Annotated in this window: 10 protein-coding genes and 5 pseudogenes; 6 read left to right on the top strand and 9 right to left on the bottom strand. The window is 58.5% G+C overall.

Annotation, left to right across the window (positions count from 1 at the left end; genetic code table 11):
* Window positions 1-77 precede the first annotated feature (77 nt).
* Entirely contained in the window at window positions 78-1,079 is a 1,002-nt protein-coding gene (locus CES87_RS23390; RefSeq protein WP_128607950.1) for a glutathione S-transferase family protein, read from the top strand.
* Window positions 1,080-1,209: 130 nt separating this feature from the next.
* Here CES87_RS23390 and cysG read toward each other — a convergent pair.
* From cysG to CES87_RS23360, 6 genes and pseudogenes are all read right to left on the bottom strand, one after another.
* Window positions 1,210-2,602: pseudogene (gene cysG / locus CES87_RS23385) on the bottom strand (siroheme synthase CysG).
* Window positions 2,603-3,882: pseudogene (serS, locus tag CES87_RS23380) on the bottom strand (serine--tRNA ligase). It lies immediately after the preceding pseudogene.
* Window positions 3,883-3,898: 16 nt separating this feature from the next.
* Window positions 3,899-4,272, bottom strand: a pseudogene (gene crcB / locus CES87_RS23375) (fluoride efflux transporter CrcB).
* Window positions 4,272-5,589: pseudogene (locus tag CES87_RS23370) on the bottom strand (replication-associated recombination protein A). Before CES87_RS23370 ends, crcB begins: the two co-directional pseudogenes overlap by 1 nt.
* Before the next feature lie 160 nt (window positions 5,590-5,749).
* A complete protein-coding gene (gene lolA, locus CES87_RS23365; RefSeq protein ID WP_128607949.1) occupies window positions 5,750-6,373 on the bottom strand; it encodes an outer membrane lipoprotein chaperone LolA in 624 nt (207 codons plus the stop codon).
* A 66-nt stretch (window positions 6,374-6,439) separates the two neighbouring features.
* Window positions 6,440-8,870: pseudogene (locus tag CES87_RS23360) on the bottom strand (DNA translocase FtsK).
* 319 nt (window positions 8,871-9,189) lie between these two features.
* Between CES87_RS23360 and trxB the strand changes: the two are divergent.
* The 4 genes from trxB (at window position 9,190) to infA (ending at window position 11,999) form a co-directional block, all read left to right on the top strand.
* The gene (gene trxB, locus CES87_RS23355) at window positions 9,190-10,149 is read left to right on the top strand and encodes a thioredoxin-disulfide reductase (RefSeq protein ID WP_128607948.1); all 960 of its coding nucleotides are present in this window, start codon (window positions 9,190-9,192) and stop codon (window positions 10,147-10,149) included.
* Window positions 10,150-10,212: 63 nt separating this feature from the next.
* Complete coding sequence (gene aat, locus CES87_RS23350; RefSeq protein ID WP_128607947.1) at window positions 10,213-10,893, top strand: leucyl/phenylalanyl-tRNA--protein transferase; 681 nt, start codon at window positions 10,213-10,215, stop codon at window positions 10,891-10,893.
* A 67-nt stretch (window positions 10,894-10,960) separates the two neighbouring features.
* A complete protein-coding gene (locus tag CES87_RS23345; RefSeq protein ID WP_128607946.1) occupies window positions 10,961-11,668 on the top strand; it encodes an arginyltransferase in 708 nt (235 codons plus the stop codon).
* Between the two features lie 112 nt (window positions 11,669-11,780).
* Window positions 11,781-11,999 (top strand): translation initiation factor IF-1, encoded by a 219-nt coding sequence (gene infA, locus CES87_RS23340; protein WP_002553999.1) that lies wholly within the window; start codon window positions 11,781-11,783, stop codon window positions 11,997-11,999.
* A gap of 294 nt (window positions 12,000-12,293) precedes the next feature.
* On the opposite strand, the gene clpA is transcribed toward infA, so the two are convergent.
* Both clpA and clpS read right to left on the bottom strand, forming a co-directional pair.
* Window positions 12,294-14,564, bottom strand: coding sequence for an ATP-dependent Clp protease ATP-binding subunit ClpA (gene clpA / locus CES87_RS23335; protein WP_128607945.1), 2,271 nt, complete (start codon window positions 14,562-14,564; stop codon window positions 12,294-12,296).
* A gap of 30 nt (window positions 14,565-14,594) precedes the next feature.
* Window positions 14,595-14,978, bottom strand: coding sequence for an ATP-dependent Clp protease adapter ClpS (gene clpS, locus CES87_RS23330; RefSeq protein WP_008062017.1), 384 nt, complete (start codon window positions 14,976-14,978; stop codon window positions 14,595-14,597).
* Window positions 14,979-15,202: 224 nt separating this feature from the next.
* Here clpS and cspD point away from each other — a divergent pair, with 224 nt between their 5' ends.
* Entirely contained in the window at window positions 15,203-15,469 is a 267-nt protein-coding gene (gene cspD / locus CES87_RS23325; RefSeq protein ID WP_141239472.1) for a cold shock domain-containing protein CspD, read from the top strand.
* Window positions 15,470-15,549: 80 nt separating this feature from the next.
* On the opposite strand, the gene icd is transcribed toward cspD, so the two are convergent.
* Entirely contained in the window at window positions 15,550-16,806 is a 1,257-nt protein-coding gene (gene icd / locus CES87_RS23320; RefSeq protein WP_128607943.1) for an NADP-dependent isocitrate dehydrogenase, read from the bottom strand.

The raw sequence follows: 16,806 nt of genomic DNA, 5'->3' as shown, positions 1-16,806 counted from the left end.
CTCAACCTTTGCGCTTTTTTATCGAACCGAACGGAATAGACTCCTCTCCAACGCTTATCAGTCGAGGAGTCTTGAACATGGGTTTGCTAGTTGAAGGTCAGTGGCAAGACAAGTGGTACGAAAGCAGCAAGGACGGCGCATTCCAGCGTGAACAGGCGCAGCGCCGCAACTGGGTCACCGCTGACGGCCAACCCGGTCCGAGCGGTGTCGGTGGCTTTTCTGCGGCGGCTGGCCGCTATCACCTCTATGTTTCCCTCGCCTGTCCGTGGGCTCATCGCACGCTTATCCTGCGCAAACTCAAGGGCCTGGAAAATCTGATCGATGTGTCGGTGGTCAGTTATCTGATGCTGGAGAACGGCTGGACTTTCGACAAGTCCCACGGCTCCACCGGCGACAAACTCGATCACTTCGACTTCATGCACCAGCGCTACACCGCCGATGCCGCCAACTACACCGGCCGTGTCACCGTGCCGGTGCTCTGGGACAAAAAGCAGGAACACATCGTCAATAATGAATCAGCGGAAATCATCCGCATGTTCAACGGCGCCTTCGATGAGTTGACCGGTAACGACCTGGACTTCTATCCGGCGCCGCTGCGTAGCGAAATCGACGCGCTGAACGAGCGGATTTATCCAGCAGTGAACAACGGCGTTTACCGCGCTGGTTTTGCCACCTCGCAGCAAGCTTATGAAGAGGCGTTCGATGGGTTGTTTGCGGAGCTGGATCGACTGGAAGCGTTGTTAGACGCCAATCGTTATCTGACGGGCGAATACCTGACCGAAGCGGACATCCGCCTGTTCACCACGCTGATTCGTTTCGACGCCGTGTATTACGGCCACTTCAAGTGCAACCTGCGGCGAATTGCCGATTATCCGAATCTGTCGAACTGGCTGCGGGAGATTTATCAATGGCCGGGGATTGCCGAGACCGTGGACTTCACCCACATCAAGAACCACTACTACGGCAGTCACAAGACCATCAACCCGACTGGCGTTGTGCCGAAAGGTCCGGCGCAGGATTTCACCGCGGCCCATGATCGGGCGCGGTTGAGCGGGAAAGGGGTTTGGCGCAGAGCTTGAGATTTGTGCAGGTATGGAGGGCCTCTTCGCGGGCAAGCCTCGCTCCTACGGGTATGTGTCGTTCGCAACATTTGAGCACGACACGGACCTGTAGGAGCGAGGCTTGCCCGCGAAGGGAGCGACGCGGTCTTTAGACCTGCCCCTGAGCCCCTTCAAACCACGCCAGTTTCTCGCGAAGTTGCACCACTTCACCCACGATCACCAGCGTCGGCGCATGCACTTCATGCTCCGCCACCAGTCGAGGTAAATCAGCCAGAGTGCCGGTAAACACCCGCTGATTGACCGTGGTGCCCTGCTGGATCAACGCCGCTGGGGTATCGGCGCCGCGACCATGTTTGATCAACTGTTCGCAAATGATCGGCAAGCCCACCAGCCCATGTAGAACACCAGGGTTTGCGCCGGCGCGACCAGATCCGCCCAAGGCAGATCGCTGGAGCCGTCCTTCAGGTGCCCAGTGATGAAACGTACCGACTGCGCGTAATCGCGGTGGGTCAGTGGAATCCCGGCATAGGCCGCGCAACCGCTGGCGGCCGTGATACCCGGTACCACCTGGAACGGGATGCCATGGGCCGCCAGTTCCTCGATCTCTTCACCGCCACGACCAAAAATGAACGGATCACCGCCCTTCAACCGCACCACACGCTTGCCCTGCTTGGCCAAATCCACCAATTGCTGGTTGATTTGATCCTGTGGCACGGCGTGATCGGCGCGGCGCTTGCCAACATAAACCCGCTCGGCATCACGACGGCACAACTCCAGAATGGCCGGCGCCACCAGGCGGTCATACAGCACCACGTCGGCTTGTTGCATCAGGCGCAAGGCGCGGAAAGTCAGCAGATCCGGATCACCCGGCCCGGCACCCACCAAATACACCTCACCGGTCGCCACTGGCGCCTCGCCATCAACTTTGGCTTGCAGCAAACGCTCGGCTTCGGCGCCCTGCCCGGCTAGTTGCCGGTCAGCAATCGGGCCCTGGAATACGTCTTCCCAGAACGCACGACGCTGCTGCACATCCGGGAACAGGTTTTTCACCTGATGGCGAAAACGCGCCGCCAGACCGGCCAGTTGACCGTATGTGGAGGGTATCCAGGTTTCTATCTTGGCGCGGATCAAGCGCGCCAGCACCGGCGCGTCGCCGCCGCTGGACACGGCAATGATCAACGGCGAGCGGTCGACGATCGCCGGGAAGATCACGCTGCACAGGGCTGGCGCGTCGACCACGTTGACCGGCACGCAGCGCCGATGGGCATCGGCGGACACTTGTGCGTTCAGCGCCCCATCGTCGGTGGCGGCGATGATCAGCCCGCAACCGCCCAGATCCGCCTCGATGTAGCCGCGCAGCACGCACTCTCCACCGCTAGCGGCAACCAGTTCGCGCAATTGCTGTTCGATTTCAGGTGCGACCACCCGCAGCAGCGCACCGGCATCGGCCAGCAGGCGGGATTTGCGCAAGGCAATTTCCCCCCACCGACAACCAACACACGACTGCCGCGCAGGTTATGGAACAGCGGCAGATAGTCCATTTAGCCGATGACCTCGAGGCCACCCATGTACGGTTTCAGAACGTCCGGCACGCGGATCGAACCGTCGGCCTGCTGGTAGTTTTCCAGCACCGCCACCAAGGTACGGCCGACCGCGAGGCCGGAACCGTTCAAGGTGTGTACCAGTTCCGGCTTGCCGGTTCCGGGTTGCGGAAACGCGCCTGCATGCGACGGGCCTGGAAATCGCCGCAGTTGGAGCACGACGAAATTTCACGGTACTTGTCCTGGCTCGGAATCCACACTTCCAGGTCGTAGGTCTTGACCGCGCTGAAGCCCATGTCGCCCGTGCACAGCGCGATGGTGCGGTATGGCAATTCCAGCAGTTGCAGGACTTTCTCGGCGTTGGCGGTCAGGCCTTCCAGCGCGTCCATCGAGGTCGATGGCTCAACGATCTGGACCATCTCGACCTTGTCAAACTGGTGCTGGCGAATCATGCCGCGGGTATCGCGACCCGACGCACCGGCTTCACTGCGAAAACACGGCGTGTGCGCAACAAACTTGATCGGCAGCAGTTTCGAATCGACGATTTCGCCGGCGACGATGTTGGTCAGCGACACTTCAGCGGTCGGAATCAGGTACAGATCGGCTTCGCCTTCGCGTGCGATCTTGAACAGGTCCGCTTCGAACTTCGGCAATTGACCGGTGCCTTGAAGCGCTGGGGCCTGGACCAGATAAGGCGTGTAGGCCTCTTCGTAGCCGTGCTCTGTGACGTGCAGGTTGATCATGAATTGCGCCAGCGCGCGGTGCAGACGGGCGATCGGGCCGCGCAGCAGGGAGAAACGCGCGCCGGACAGCTTGGCCGCGGTTTCGAAGTCTAGCCAGCCGAACTTCTCGCCCAGGGCGACGTGGTCCTGGACCGGGAAATCGAACGCGGTCGGCGTGCCCCAGCGGCGCACTTCGACGTTGCCGTCTTCGTCTTCACCAACCGGCACCGATTCGTGCGGCAGGTTAGGGATGCCGAGCAGGATCGAATCCAGTTCGCTCTGGATCGCGTCCAGTTCGGTTTTACCGGCAGCCAACTCGCCCGCCATGCGCTCGACGTCCGCCATCAGCGGCGCGATGTCTTCACCGCGCTGCTTGGCCTGACCAATGGATTTGGAACGCGCATTACGCTCAGCCTGCAGTGCTTCGGTGCGGGTCTGGACGGTCTTGCGCTGTTCTTCCAGCGCTTCGATGCGCGCGACATCCAGGGCATAGCCACGGGATGCCAGGCGGTCCGCTACGTCCTGAAGGTTGCTACGTAACAGTTTGGAATCGAGCATGTCGGTCTCTCGTTTATCAAAGTTTGGTCAAGGACAGGCCAGCCCAAGTGGCGAGCAGCCCGCCGAATACGCTGATGGCCAGATAACCGAAGGCTATCGGTGCCTGCCCGCTTTCCAGCAAGCGCAGCGTATCCAGTGAAAAAGATGAAAAGGTCGTCAGACCCCTACAAAACCCACAATCAGGCCGGCGCGGATTTCGATCGGCACTTCCGGGCGCGTCAGAAACAGCCCGTACAGCACGCCGATGATCAGACAGCCCACCAGATTGACCGCCAGGGTCGCCGTATAAAAATGCCGGGGCCAATGGGCGTTGACCCAGTTGCCGGTGGCGAAACGCAGTAATGTACCAGCGATGCCGGCGACGGACACCGCAAGAATCGTTTGAATCACTATTTTCTCCGCTGCCGGGGACTTAAACGGTCGAGTTGCGCCAGATGATTGAGCTTTTCACCAATCTTCAACTCCAGGCCACGGGCACCGGCTGATAGAAAGGTTGCGGGTCCAGTTCTTCCGGGAAGTAGTCTTCGCCGGCTGCGTAGGCGTCCGGTTCGTCATGGGCATAACGGTATTCGTCGCCATAACCCAACTGCTTCATAAGCTTGGTTGGCGCGTTGCGCAGGTGCAGCGGCACTTCCAGCGAGCCGTGCTCAGTGGCGCTGCGCATGGCGGCCTTGAAGCCCATGTACACCGCGTTGCTTTTCGGCGCGCAGGCCAGATAGGTGATGGCCTGCGCCACTGCCAGTTCGCCTTCGGGACTGCCAAGGCGCTCCTGCACTTCCCACGCTGCCAGGCACAGGCTGAGGGCGCGGGGATCGGCATTACCGATGTCTTCGCTGGCCATGCGCACCACGCGACGGGCCAAGTACAGCGGATCGCAACCGCCGTCGATCATGCGTGCAAACCAGTACAACGCGCCATCGGGGTTGGAGCCACGCACCGATTTATGCAGCGCGGAAATCTGATCGTAGAAGGCTTCGCCCCCTTGTCGAAACGTCGACGGGTATCACCGAGCAGACTTGCAGCAGATCGACGCCGATCTCGCTGTTGTCTTCGGCCAGGTCCGAGGCGTTTTCCAGCAGATTAAGCAGACGTCGTCCATCGCCATCGGCAGCCGACAGAAGCATCTGAAAACCTTCGTCGCTGAGAGTCAGGTTACGCTTGCCCAGGCCCCGCTCTTCGGTCAGCGCGCGATGCACCAGTTTGCGCAGGGCAGTTTCGTCCAGGCTTTTGAGTACATAAACCCGGGCACGGGACAACAAGGCGTTGTTGAGTTCGAAAGAGGGGTTTTCCGTGGTCGCGCCGATGAAATCAGCGTGCCGTCCTCGACGTATGGCAGGAATGCATCCTGCTGGGATTTGTTGAAGCGGTGCACTTCGTCGACGAACAGAATCGTGCGCCGGCCATATTGTGCGGCCTGCTGCTTGGCGATTTCCACTGCCTGACGGATTTCCTTGACCCCGGCCAACACTGCAGAGACCGTCTCGAAGTGCGCTTCCGAAACTTCTGCCAGCAGCCGCGCCAGCGTGGTTTTACCCACCCCGGCGGCCCCCAGAAAATCATCGAATGCAGGGCACCCTGCTCCAGGGCTTCGCGCAATGGCTTGCCGCGACCGAGCACGTGTTCCTGACCGACGTACTCATCCAGATTGGTCGCACGCAGGCGTGCTGCCAAGGGCTGAGCGATCGGGGTGCTGCGAAACAGGTCCATCACTACTGTTGAAACCTCACTGGGTCCTGATTCGATCAACGCGATACCTGTAGGAGCGAGCACGCTCGCGATGGTCGCCAACGATTACGCGGTATGCCTGACACCCCGTGGCGTACTGGGGTTTTCGCGAGCGAGCTCGCTCCTACAAGGGTTTTGCGTTTTATTCCTGGATCACATCTGCACCCTTGGGGATGTCGAACTTGAACTTGGACGCCGGGATCGGCTCGTTGGCCTTCACGCCGGTGAACAGGATGTTGGTGCGCTGACCGACGCTGTCGATCAGTTGCATGTCATTGACCAGACCATTACGGAACGACAGACGCAGGCTGTCGAACAGGGTGTCCTTGGTCTTAGGCTTGAGGGTGAAGTCAATCACGCCACCGGCTTCCTTGGCGCTGATATCGAAGCTTTGGTTGATCTTGGACACGTCACCGGACAACAACAGGGCCGGGGTCTGGGTCAGGCGTACATCCAGCTTCTTGATGGTCGCCTGTTCCAGATCCGGGTCCCACAGGGTGACCTTGCTACCATCGGACACCACCAATTGCTCCTGAGGCGCATCGGTGTGCCAGTAGAACAGGCCAGGGCGCTGCAGCGACATCTGGCCGGCGGTTTCCTGCAACTGGGTGCCAGAGCCGTCGAGAGTCAGTTGGGAGAAACGCGCGGTCAGGGTCTGGGATTTTTCCAGCAGTTGAGTCAAACGCGCCACGTCCTTGTCATCGGCGTGGGCCGAGAGCGTGGTCAAAGCCAGTACCGGCAGCAACAGCATGCGGATAAGACGCATGGGAGTCCTCATAACATTCGTGGGAGTGCGGGTGGCGCATCAAAGCGCCGCCCTTTCAAAATCCGGTCAGTCGCGCACTGGGCCAGGAGCCAGGACTTCACGCGAACCGTTGGTATTCATGGACGTCACGACCCCGGCCATTTCCATGGCTTCGATCATGCGCGCAGCGCGGTTGTAGCCGATTTTCAGCTTGCGCTGAACCGCGGAGATCGATGCGCGACGGCTTTCCAGGACGAACTGCACCGCTTCGTCGTACAGCGCGTCGGCCTCAGGGTTATCGCCGTCGCCACCACCGCTGCTACCTTCAAAACCACTGCCCGCCTCTTCGACACCGTTGAGAATATCGTCGTTGTACTCTGGCGCGCCGCGCAGCTTCCAGGCTTCCACCACCCGATGAACCTCATCGTCGGAAACGAAAGCACCGTGGACGCGAATCGGCAGACTGGTGCCCGGTGGCATGTACAGCATGTCACCGTGGCCCAGCAGTTGTTCGGCGCCGCCCTGGTCGATAATGGTCCGGGAGTCGATCTTGCTCGATACCTGGAACGCCATACGGGTCGGGATGTTGGCCTTGATCAGACCGGTGATCACATCCACCGACGGACGCTGGGTCGCGAGAATCAAGTGAATACCGGCAGCCCGCGCCTTCTGGGCGATACGCGCGATCAGTTCTTCAACCTTCTTGCCGACGATCATCATCATGTCGGCGAATTCGTCGACGACCACGACGATGGTCGGCAGCTTCTGCAGCAGCGGCGCTTCGTCGTGGATGCTTTCGCGCTTGTACAGCGGATCGCTCAACGGCTCACCGGCGTCCTGGGCTTCCTTGACCTTGGCGTTGAAGCCCGACAGGTTTCGCACGCCCATCTTCGCCATCAGCTTGTAGCGCCGCTCCATCTCGGCGACGCTCCAGCGCAAGGCGTTGGCCGCGTCTTTCATGTCGGTGACCACCGGACACAACAGGTGCGGAATGCCTTCGTAGATCGACAGTTCGAGCATTTTCGGGTCGATCATGATCAGCTTGGCGTCTTCCGGGCCGGACTTGAACAGGATCGACAGGATCATCGCGTTCACGCCCACCGACTTACCGGAACCGGTCGTACCGGCCACCAGCAGGTGAGGCATTTCGCAAGGTCAGTGATGACCGGTTTGCCGCCGATGTCGTGACCCAGGGCCAGGGTGACCGGCGACTTGAAGTTGTCGTACTCGGGGTTGCCAGCACCTCGGAGAAGCGCACGATCTGCCGGTCTTCGTTGGGAATCTCGATACCGACGGTGGTTTTGCCGGGAATCACTTCCACGACACGTACACTGGTCACCGCCAGGGAACGCGCCAGGTCTTTGGCCAGGTTGGAGATGCGGCTGACCTTGACCCCGGCAGCAGGCTGGATTTCGTAACGGGTAATCACCGGCCCCGGGTGGATCGAATCCACGGTAACTTCGACGCCGAATTCCTTGAGCTTGATTTCCAGTAAGTGGCCGACCGCAGCCAAGGATTCAGGCGAGTAATTGAGTTGTTTCTTTTCCGCGGGATCGAGGATCGAGATCGGCGGCAAGGTGCCTTCCACGGCGCTGTCGACGAAAAGCGGTGCCTGTTTCTCTTTTTCCACGCGCTTGCTCGCCGCTGCCGGTTTGACCGGGGCCAGTGCCAGGGCTGGGGCTGGGGCCGGGGCAATTACCGGCGGCACCTGCTTCTCGCGCTCAGACATGTGCTTGCTCAGGGCCTGCTCACGCTCGATCAGACGTTCCTTGACCTTGGCCTGCTCACGCCTGTCGGTGACGCTCGGCGCGACCACGTCGTGTACACGATCATCGACTTCACGCAATTGCGCGACCAGTTGCTTGCGTTCGGTACGAGCCGCCCACCAGCGATTGGCCGCCCCCTGGAACAGTTCGAACAGGTCGAGGGTGATCTTGCCGGTGAGGTCCATCACCTTGAACCACGACAGGTCGGTGAACACCGTCAGGCCAAACAGGAACAGTGCGATAAACAGCAGCGTGCTGCCCTGAATATTCAGCGCATTCTTCGCCAGATCGCCCAGGCTTTCCCCCAGCGCACCACCAGCGCCGGCCGGCAGACCGGTCGCAGCATGGAAGTGGATATGCGCCAGCGCAGCGCCGGACAGCACCAGGAACACCAGGCCGATCAGGCGCCAGGAAAACAGCCAACCGCTCCACTGCCACGGCTCGTGGCGCTGACGGAAGATCTGATAAGCCTTGATCGCCAGTAACAACGGGAAGATATAGGCGAAGTAACCGAGCACCATGAACAGGATATCGGCGCTGTAGGAGCCCGCCGGTCCGCCGAAGTTCTGCACGTCATCGATCTTGCTGTTATGGCTCCAGCCCGGATCGTCCTTGCCATAGGTCAGCAAGGCCATCATCAGGAACAGGCACAACGCGCCGATGGCGATCAATGCACCTTCCTTGAGCCGGTAGTGCAATTGCTGGCGCCAGAGCGGAACGACTGATTTGGGTGCTTCGGTGGATTTCTTCAAAACGTTACTATTCCTGCGCCTTGGGCGCGTCCATCTGTTGATTGACTATAAAAACTGCCCAATCCAGGCAGGTAACAAAGTTAACAGGCGCAACTGGGACTACTTTTAACACTGCGCCTAGGCTTTTATAAACCCGGGACGCAACGCTTCTCTTTTTACAATCATTGTTACAAACGCTGTTACAACCAGGCATTGTACGGGTTTGTTCGTTCGATGCCATGCTTGAAACACTTGGATGTAGCATAGTCAAAAGCACATTGCATGCGGCTCAATTTGAGCATGCATTCTCTTTTGTGACAAAGGCTTATGAGGTGTATTTATGAGCGCAGCGCAACATCACCGTCTGATCATTCTGGGTTCTGGCCCCGCCGGTTACAGCGCAGCCGTGTATGCCGCCCGCGCCAACCTCAAACCCGTTGTCATCACCGGCATACAGGCAGGTGGCCAGCTCACCACCACCGTCGAAGTCGATAACTGGCCAGGTGATGTCGAAGGTCTCACTGGCCCGATCCTGATGGAGCGCATGCAAAAACACGCCGAGCGCTTTGCCACACAGATCGTCTACGACCACATCCATACGGCCAAGTTGCAACAACGCCCATTCGAATTGACCGGCGACAGCGGCACCTATACTTGCGACGCACTGATCATTGCCACCGGCGCTTCAGCGCAATATCTGGGATTGCCATCGGAAGAGACGTTTGCCGGCAAGGGGGTTTCCGCCTGCGCCACCTGCGATGGTTTCTTTTACCGCAATCAGGTGGTCGCTGTAGTCGGTGGCGGCAACACGGCGGTTGAAGAAGCACTGTACCTGTCGAACATCGCCAAGGAAGTTCATCTGATTCACCGTCGCGACAAGCTGCGCTCGGAGAAAATCCTTCAGGACAAACTCTTCGAAAAAGCTGCCAACGGCAATATCCGCCTGCACTGGAACCAGAATCTGGATGAAGTGCTGGGTGATGCCAGCGGCGTGACCGGCGCCCGCCTGCGCGACAGCCATACCGACGAAATCAAGGAGCTGGCGTTGACCGGCGTGTTCATCGCCATCGGCCACAAACCCAATACCGATCTGTTCGTCGACCAACTGAAAATGCATAACGGCTATCTGTTGGTAAAGGGCGGCAGCGAAGGCAATGCCACTGCCACCGCCATTGCAGGCGTGTTTGCTGCTGGCGACGTGGCCGACCACGTCTATCGTCAGGCGGTTACCTCCGCTGGCGCAGGCTGCATGGCTGCCCTCGATGCGGAAAAATACCTCGACGACATTCCCGCTGTTTAACGGCACACTGGGTGGCGAGCCTTGCGCTCGTCACCACCCTCCCCTTCTGCAAGCCCGGACGCCATGCTGACTTGGTTACAACGCAACTCCCTGACTTTCCCGCCGCTGGAAAAAGCCATGCGCGACCCCAACGGCCTTTTGGCTGCTGGCGGCGACCTGTCTGCCGATCGGCTGATCCAAGCCTACCGCCACGGCTGCTTTCCCTGGTTTTCGGAAGGCCAGCCGATTCTCTGGTGGTCGCCGGATCCGCGCACCGTGATGTTTCCCGACGAACTGCACGTTTCCCGCAGCCTGAACAAGTTGCTGCGTCAACAACGCTATCAAGTGACCTTCGATCAGGATTTTTCCGCGGTCATCCGCGCCTGCGCTGCCCCGCGGGAATATGCCGACGGCACCTGGATAACAGAAGCCATGCAGGACGCCTACCTGCAATTGCACAAACGCGGTTACGCGCATTCGGTGGAAGTCTGGGACCAAGGCGAACTGGTTGGCGGACTTTATGGCCTGGCGATGGGCCGGCTGTTTTTCGGCGAATCCATGTTCAGTCGCGCCGACAACGCCTCCAAATATGGCTTTGCCACCTTGGTGCGGCATCTGAAAGACTCGGGTTTTGTGCTGATCGACTGCCAGATGCCCACCGACCATCTGCAAAGCCTGGGCGCCCGGGCGATTGCGCGCAGCGCGTTTGCCGGCTACCTGGCGCAGTATCTGGATCAACCCAGCCGCGCAACCTGGGTTTGCTGAGCGACTTTTGCGCGCGTGGCTTACACTTACAGACGCCCCTACTCAAAAGCTATCCCGAGGGTTGATCATGACCGAGCTGGCGCGCTTGAAGTTTTATGCCACTCAGCCCCACTCCTGCAGTTATCTGCCTGAGGAGCAGGCCACGACCCTGTTCCTCGATCCTAGCCAGCCCATGGATGTGCATGTCTATGCGGATCTGTCGGAAATGGGTTTTCGTCGCAGTGGCGACCACCTGTATCGACCCCATTGCCAGAACTGCAATGCGTGCGTACCGGCACGCATCCCTGTCGCGCAATTCACCCCCAACCGTCAGCAGAAACGTATTTTCAAACGCAACGCCGACTTGCAGGTACGCCCGGCAAAACCAGGCTTCAGCGAAGAGTACTTCGATCTTTATCAGCGCTATATCGAACAGCGCCATGCCGACGGTGACATGTATCCACCCAGCCGCGATCAGTTTTCGACGTTCCTGGTACGCGACCTGCCCTTCTCACGTTTCTACGAATTCCGGCTTGATGGCCGACTGTTGGCGATCGCCGTGACTGACCTTCTGCCGAACGGTCTGTCGGCGGTCTACACCTTCTATGAACCCGACGAGGAGCGACGCAGCTTGGGGCGTTTCGCCATTCTCTGGCAAATCGCCGAGGCCCGGCGACTGGGGCTGGACGCGGTCTATCTGGGTTACTGGATCAAAAACTGCAAAAAAATGAGCTACAAGACCCAATATCGTCCCATTGAGCTGCTGGTTAACCAGCGCTGGGTCGTCCTGAACTAGAGCACACCCTTAAATCCCTTGGCTTGAACCCCACTTTTCGGGCACAATGCACGCCGCTTTTGCCTGGCGCAGTTGCACCGGGCCATTCACTGGACACCGAGGGCTTTACTGCATGTCGAAAGAAGACAGCTTCGAAATGGAAGGCACTGTCGTCGACACCCTGCCCAACACCATGTTTCGCGTGGAGTTGGAAAATGGGCACGTCGTAACCGCGCATATTTCCGGCAAGATGCGCAAGAACTACATTCGTATTCTTACCGGTGACAAAGTGCGCGTCGAGCTGACGCCCTATGACTTGAGCAAAGGGCGCATCACTTACCGCGCTCGCTAAGGTAGGAGCGAGCTTGCTCGCGAAAAACCTGAGAGCACCGCGTCAAGTCAGACTCCCCGCCTCATCGTTGACGACCATCGCGAGCAAGCTCGCTCCTACAGAGATAGGGCCCGCTCGCTAAGCAAGTCAACACGAAACGCCCGGCCTTGCCGGGCGTTTTTGTTTGCCTGGGATTTGCCTGATGTACTCGGTTAAATGTGGGAGCGGGCTTGCTCGCTCCCACATTTAACCTGCGCACACCCCAGACAGCAAAAAGGCGCCCGAAGGCGCCTTTTTGCTTTGTTGCGATTAACGTCAGGCCATTTCAGCCGTGGTCTCGAAATCGAAGGTCAGTTCGCCGTCCTTGATGTCGATGTGTACTACACCGCCATGTTCGGCCAGTTCGCCAAAGAGAATCTCCTCCGCCAGTGGACGCTTGATCTTGTCCTGGATCAGGCGAGCCATTGGTCGAGCACCCATCATCGCGTCGTAACCACCGGCTGCCAGCCAGCTGCGAGCAGCATCGGTGACTTCCAGCAATACACGCTTGTCTTCCAGCTGCGCCTGAAGTTCGATAAGGAACTTGTCCACCACACTCTTGATAACCTCATGACTGAGGCGACCAAACTGGATGATGGTGTCCAAACGGTTGCGGAATTCAGGCGTGAAGCTCTTCTTGATCACTTCCATCGCGTCGGACGAGTGATCCTGATGGGTGAAACCGATCGAAGCGCGCGCCGCAGTCTCGGCACCGGCGTTGGTCGTCATGATGACGATCACGTTTCGGAAGTCCGCCTTGCGCCCGTTGTTATCGGTCAGCGTACCGTGGTCCATGACCTGCAGCAGCAGGTTGAAGACTTCCGGATGCGCCTTCTCGATCTCATCGAGCAGCAGCACGCAATGCGGCTGCTTAGTAATGGCTTCGGTCAACAGACCGCCCTGATCGAACCCGACATAACCTGGAGGCGCACCGATCAGACGCGATACGGTGTGGCGCTCCATGTACTCGGACATGTCGAATCGAAGCAGCTCGACACCCAACGCCTTGGCCAGTTGCCGCGCCGCCTCGGTTTTACCGACGCCGGTAGGCCCTGCGAACAGGAACGAACCGACTGGCTTGTCAGGCGACTTGAGGCCAGCGCGGGACAGCTTGATCGCGGTCGCCAGAGAGTCGATCGCCGCATCCTGTCCGAACACCGTCAACTTCAGGTCACGTTCAAGGTTACGCAGCAGCTCTTTGTCTGAACTGGTGACGTGCTTAGGCGGAATCCGCGCGATTTTCGCGACGATGTCTTCGACCTGAGGCACTTCGATGCGTTTTACGCGCTTCTCGATCGGTTGCAGGCGTTGATAGGCACCCGCTTCGTCGATGACGTCGATAGCCTTGTCCGGCATGTGCCGGTCATTGATGTAGCGCGAGGCCAGCTCGGCAGCAGCACGCAGGGCTTCATCGCTGTATTCGATATTGTGATGAGCTTCGAAGCGCCCCTTCAGGCCACGCAGGATACCGATGGTGTCTTCCACCGAAGGCTCCGACACATCGACCTTCTGGAAGCGCCGGGCCAAAGCACGGTCCTTTTCGAAGATTCCGCGAAATTCCTGGAAGGTAGTCGAGCCGATGCACCGGATATCGCCGGACGACAGCAGTGGCTTGAGCAGGTTCGAGGCATCCATGACGCCACCGGACGCAGCACCCGCACCGATGATGGTGTGGATCTCGTCGATGAACAGGATCGCTTGTGGACGTTTTTTCAGCTCATTGAGCAACGCCTTGAAGCGCTTCTCGAAATCACCGCGGTACTTGGTGCCTGCGAGCAAGGCACCAAGGTCCAGGGAATAGACGACGCTGTTGCTCAGCAGGTCCGGCACCTGGTTGTCGACAATGCGCTTGGCCAGGCCTTCGGCAATCGCGGTTTTACCCACGCCTGCTTCGCCCACCAGCAGCGGATTGTTTTTGCGACGGCGCGCCAGGATCTGCGCAACGCGCTCGACTTCCAGCTCACGGCCTACCAATGGATCGATACGACCCTGGCGCGCGAGCTCGTTGAGGTTGCTGGCATAAGCATCCAGAGGATTGCTTGAAGAAGAAGACTCACCGCCCTCGTCGTCCTGCATATCTTGCTCGCCCTCTGAGTGATCGCCGTGCCCCGGCACCTTGGAAATGCCGTGGGCGATGTAATTGACGACATCGATACGGGCAACGCTCTGCTGTTTCAGCAGGAACACTGCCTGACTCTCTTGCTCACTGAAGATCGCGACCAGCACATTGGCGCCAGTCACTTCGCGTTTGCCCGAGCTCTGTACGTGAAACACAGCACGTTGCAGGACACGCTGGAAGCCCAGGGTTGGCTGGGTTTCGCGATCCTCGTCATGCACGGGGATCAATGGCGTGGTGGAGTCAATGAACTCCTGCAGGTCATGCTTGAGTTTGTCGAGGTTTGCGCCGCACGCACGCAAAACAGTGGCGGCAGCCTCATTGTCCAATAGGGCCAGCAGGAGATGCTCGACGGTCATGAACTCATGACGCTTCGAACGTGCCTCCTTGAAGGCAAGATTGAGGGTGACTTCGAGCTCGCGGTTTAACATAGCTTCACCTCATACCCAAGTGTCCGGCGATTAACCGTCCTTCTCGATTTCACAGAGTAGCGGATGCTGGCTTTCCCTGGCGTACTGGTTGACCTGCATGGCCTTGGTCTCGGCGATGTCGCGGGTAAACACTCCACATACTGCCCGTCCTTCTGTATGGACGGCCAGCATGACCTTGGTCGCCAGCTCGCGATTCAGGTTAAAAAACACCTCGAGCACTTCGACGACGAAATCCATCGGTGTGTAGTCATCATTAAACAAAACCACCTTGTACATCGGCGGCGCCTGTAAAGCAGGCTTGGCCTCCTGAACAGCAATGCCTGCGGAATCGTCGTCGTGTTCCTCCGGGCGATCTTTCTGGAGAAACGGGCGATCCTGATTGAATGTTAGTCGAATCTGGCTGATTGCATGCATGGAAAGAAAGGTTCGTCAGTTGTGCAAATACAGTGGTGGGGGCGTTTCTGGCCGATTTCAACTCCGACTGCCGGGTCGCCTTGACTATCGGCAAAACGGTGTTACAACCAATAGAGCCCACAATGGGTAAAAAAGGTCCGCGGAATCAACTTTTTTCGAAGAAGTGATTGCGGATGAACTGGATGATACTCCAGTGATGGAGTCTGTTGCAGAGGGATATGGGTATGTCAGGCGTGAAGGTCAGTGGCAAGGTGAAATGGTTCAACAACGCCAAGGGTTACGGCTTTATCAATGAGGATGGCAAGAGCGAAGACCTCTTTGCCCACTACTCGGCCATTCAAATGGATGGCTATAAAACCCTGAAAGCCGGGCAAGCTGTCGTGTTCGAGATCATCCAGGGGCCAAAAGGCCTGCATGCCGTCAACATCGGCGCCCCTGTGGATGCCTCGAAAGCCACGACCCCGGCCACGCAACAGACTGTGACGGTTTAAAACCGCACTGTCATCCAGTCATAAAAAAACCGCCCGACTCAATTATTTGAATCGGGCGGTTTTGTACGCCTGTCGCTCGCTTACATGTGCTTGATCAACGCTTCACCGAATCCGGAAGACGAAACCAGTGTGGCGCCTTCCATCAAACGTTCGAAGTCATAGGTCACGGTCTTGGCCTTGATAGCTCCGTTGGTGCCCTTGATGATCAGGTCCGCCGCTTCGGTCCAACCCAGATGACGTAGCATCATCTCTGCCGAAAGAATCACTGACCCCGGATTGACCTGGTCCTTGCCGGCATACTTCGGTGCGGTGCCATGGGTGGCCTCGAACATGGCTACGGTGTCGGACAGGTTGGCGCCCGGTGCGATACCGATGCCGCCCACCTCCGCCGCCAGGGCGTCGGAAAGGTAGTCACCGTTAAGGTTCAGCGTGGCGATTACATCGTATTCGGCTGGACGCAACAGGATCTGCTGGAGCATGGCGTCGGCGATGGCATCCTTGACGATGACTTCGCGGCCGGTTTTCGGGTTCTTGAATTTCATCCATGGGCCGCCATCGAGCAGCTCGGCGCCGAATTCGTTTTTCGCCACCTCATAGCCCCAGTCCTTGAAGGCGCCTTCGGTGAATTTCATGATGTTGCCCTTGTGCACGATGGTCAGCGACTTGCGGTCGTTGTCCACCACATACTGCAGGGCCTTGCGTACCAGACGCTCAGTACCTTCTTTCGATACCGGCTTGATGCCGATGCCGCAGTTCTGGTCGAAACGGATCTTGGTGACGCCCATTTCTTCTTTCAGGAACTTGATGACTTTAGTGGCTTCAGGCGAGCCGGCCTTCCATTCGATACCGGCATAAATGTCTTCGGAGTTCTCGCGGAAGATCACCATGTCGACGTCGCCGGGCTTTTTCACCGGGCTCGGTACACCTTCGAAATACACGACAGGTCGCAGGCATACATACAAATCCAGCTGCTGGCGCAGGGCAACGTTGAGCGAGCGGATACCACCACCGACCGGCGTGGTCAGCGGACCCTTGATGGAGACAACGTAATCTTTAACGGCATCCAGGGTTTCCTGGGGTAGCCAGGTATCCTGGTCGTAGACCTGGGTGGCTTTCTCGCCAGCGTAAACCTCCATCCAGGAAATCTTGCGCTTGCCCCCGTAGGCTTTTGCTACGGCAGCATCAACAACCTTGATCATGACGGGGCTGACGTCGACGCCAATGCCGTCGCCTTCAATGAACGGGATGATCGGATTATCAGGAACATTGAGAGAATGGTCTGCATTGACGGTGATTTTGTCGCCGACGGCTGGAACCTGAATCTTCTTGTAACCCAT

It is taken from the genome of Pseudomonas sp. ERMR1:02 (assembly GCF_002277815.1).
Lineage (GTDB): Bacteria > Pseudomonadota > Gammaproteobacteria > Pseudomonadales > Pseudomonadaceae > Aquipseudomonas.
Note: the sequence above shows the minus strand (reverse complement) of the source record. Positions and strands in the feature narration are given on the sequence as shown.

What these genes read in the sequence shown, in the direction of transcription:
- lolA (WP_128607949.1), bottom strand. Translation starts at nt 6,373, where the DNA reads ATGCGTCTTATCCGCATGCTGTTGCTGCCGGTACTGGCTTTGACCACG.
- cspD (WP_141239472.1), top strand. Translation starts at nt 15,203, where the DNA reads ATGTCAGGCGTGAAGGTCAGTGGCAAGGTGAAATGGTTCAACAACGCC.
- infA (WP_002553999.1), top strand. Translation starts at nt 11,781, where the DNA reads ATGTCGAAAGAAGACAGCTTCGAAATGGAAGGCACTGTCGTCGACACC.
- aat (WP_128607947.1), top strand. Translation starts at nt 10,213, where the DNA reads ATGCTGACTTGGTTACAACGCAACTCCCTGACTTTCCCGCCGCTGGAA.
- CES87_RS23345 (WP_128607946.1), top strand. Translation starts at nt 10,961, where the DNA reads ATGACCGAGCTGGCGCGCTTGAAGTTTTATGCCACTCAGCCCCACTCC.
- CES87_RS23390 (WP_128607950.1), top strand. Translation starts at nt 78, where the DNA reads ATGGGTTTGCTAGTTGAAGGTCAGTGGCAAGACAAGTGGTACGAAAGC.
- trxB (WP_128607948.1), top strand. Translation starts at nt 9,190, where the DNA reads ATGAGCGCAGCGCAACATCACCGTCTGATCATTCTGGGTTCTGGCCCC.
- clpA (WP_128607945.1), bottom strand. Translation starts at nt 14,564, where the DNA reads ATGTTAAACCGCGAGCTCGAAGTCACCCTCAATCTTGCCTTCAAGGAG.
- icd (WP_128607943.1), bottom strand. Translation starts at nt 16,806, where the DNA reads ATGGGTTACAAGAAGATTCAGGTTCCAGCCGTCGGCGACAAAATCACC.
- clpS (WP_008062017.1), bottom strand. Translation starts at nt 14,978, where the DNA reads ATGCATGCAATCAGCCAGATTCGACTAACATTCAATCAGGATCGCCCG.